Annotated in this window: 1 protein-coding gene and 1 pseudogene; both read right to left on the bottom strand. The window is 48.4% G+C overall.

All coding sequences use genetic code 11. The features are described from left to right. The coding region (mobF, locus tag AB4496_RS00500) for a MobF family relaxase (protein ID WP_137002682.1) at window positions 1-1,731 on the bottom strand (1,731 nt) is incomplete at its 3' end. A 72-nt stretch (window positions 1,732-1,803) separates the two neighbouring features. Next, window positions 1,804-2,176 (bottom strand): annotated as a pseudogene (locus AB4496_RS00495) (hypothetical protein); the annotation flags it as partial.

Below are 2,176 nucleotides of genomic sequence, written 5' to 3'. Positions count from 1 at the left end.
CTGACGGCTTGATACGCGGTTAAGCATCACCACTTTACTGCTCGATTGTTTGGCTTTATCGGTGAGGGCCAACAATTCATTGGCGCTCATCTTATTGGCGTCATCGATGAGCAAGACATCTTTATTGGTCAGCGGCGTATCGCTTTGCAATAAGCTGTGGGTGGTGTGGCGCTGCTCTTCTGAAAAGAGCTGACCAACCCAAGCGCTGAGTGTTTGACTTTTGCGCTGTACGCTCTCCATGCTATCAGCCTTGGCTTTCACGCTTTGGGAGACCAATTGGACACGTTTACCGCTGTGATTACCTACATTGAGTAGTTGCTGCGCAATATCTTGTGATGAGCCATGCACATTGACCACGTGGAACTGTTTGGTGGAGTGGTACAGGTCGGTCAGTATACGCTGCTGGTTTTCAGAGATAGCGAGCTTGTTGAGCGTGCTGGATTCAACGTGGGTGCGCATGTGATGCGCACGACCTTGGGTGCTGTCGATAAGCGCTTGTTCGTTATCAATTAAGCCTTTGGTGGTGTATTGCCCTTTGTGACTGAGTCCTATCAAGTCGCCCTGCTTAATCATTTCATCCGCGACTTTTTTGATATCAAGGGCGTTGAGTTGCACGCCGCCTTTGGTGAACTCTGAGGCGGTGAGTTCAATGATTTTTTCAAGGTGTAACGCGGTGCTGTATTGCCCTAGATGGTCAATGGCTCTGCTGATGGCGGCTTTGGTTTCACCAAGTGGTGGGGTGTTTTGCGCTTCTTTTACTTGTTGCGCCATGGTGACAAGCTCTGCGGGTTCATACCCTTGCTCTTTTACGGTGCTTTGCCACTGTTTGTTGAGGTTGTCGTTACTCTGGTGGGTTTTGCTTTTACGAGTGTCGAGGGTCGCGACATCTCGCGCGGCGCGAGAGTCAAAGCCTAAATCGAGTGTGCGTTGATCAATTTGCTGTTTGCGAGTGGACGATGCATCAAGAATAGGCTGAGGGACACCGCTGATTTCGAACTGACCGTTGCCGACGCCTCGCGTGGAATAACCGAGGGTTTCTGCCTCCTTAGCTAATTGGCTCTGGTACAAGATACCGTAGTATTTTTGGAAGTTGTAGATGCGCTCGCCTGTGCCGTTAATGACGCCCCCTTTTTGTTTTAAGCTGGTTGATAAAGCGCGTAAATCCCCTTCTTGGTCTCGAGTCATGTTAGCTGCGAGAGCGTGCGAGTGCACTTGCATGTCGTTTTCACGGCTGGTCTTGTGGCGCACGACCGCAAATATCATCGAATCCGTATTTTCGTATTCTTGAACGCCTTTCTTATGAGTGACTTTGACTTGTGCAACGTCTTTTTCAAGCTCTGTTAAGGCGAACTTCACTGCGTTGTTATGCGCTTCTATTAGGCGGGTGTCCCCGCCAATAAGCGCGAGAACACTGATGGATTTAGGCGCAGAAAACGTCAGGTCGAAGCCTGATTTGTGTTTCCCCCTTTTCCCTTTAATAGTTTCATCACCAAGACTGCCTGAGAGGACCGATTCTAAGGTGGCTTGCTCTACGGGTTTGCCAGCCAGTCCCGCTTCGATGGCCAGCTTGCCATGCCAGAAGGTGTTTTCTTCTTGGTCTTTTTCTTTGAGGTAATAGTTATCACCGGCATCTTTTTCTAAAGAGACGTCAGGTAGGTCTTTGGGGGTTTCTTCGCTTAGGTAGTACTTTGCAGCGCCAGAAGCGGATTTAAGAGGGCTGATAGAAAGCATGACGGTGTTCCCTTGTGTAATGCCAATCACCAATGATGGCGATGAATTGAGTGGTGGGTGCTGTTACTGCGGTTACAAAATGATCCCAACACAAGCAAATGAATTGCTAGCGGTTAACGTTCTTTCTTCGTGAATGGTGACGCCATTTTCATCAAGGTGAATGGACGTAATGCCCGCTTTAAATCGGTCTAACGCTATTATTTCTTCCTTGGTTAAATGCTTGCCATGAGTCAGGCATTCTAGACGGTTAAAGCTATATTCATCGGCGGCCATTGCTGGTTTCGAAGAATCAGAATGCTTCATGCACTCATTGCCATACAGCCAATCTTGAGCACACTCTATATTTGGCTCTAACTGGTAAGTCATATGATGGGTGACGCTTGAAAAAGAATGGGACCGGCTTGTCCATTTGTAGCTCACTTGAAAGCAATCAACCTCATCGGGA

This window comes from Vibrio sp. 10N.222.46.A1 (genome assembly GCF_041473595.1).
GTDB lineage: Bacteria > Pseudomonadota > Gammaproteobacteria > Enterobacterales > Vibrionaceae > Vibrio > Vibrio tasmaniensis_A.
This window is presented reverse-complemented; position numbering and strand designations above follow the sequence as displayed.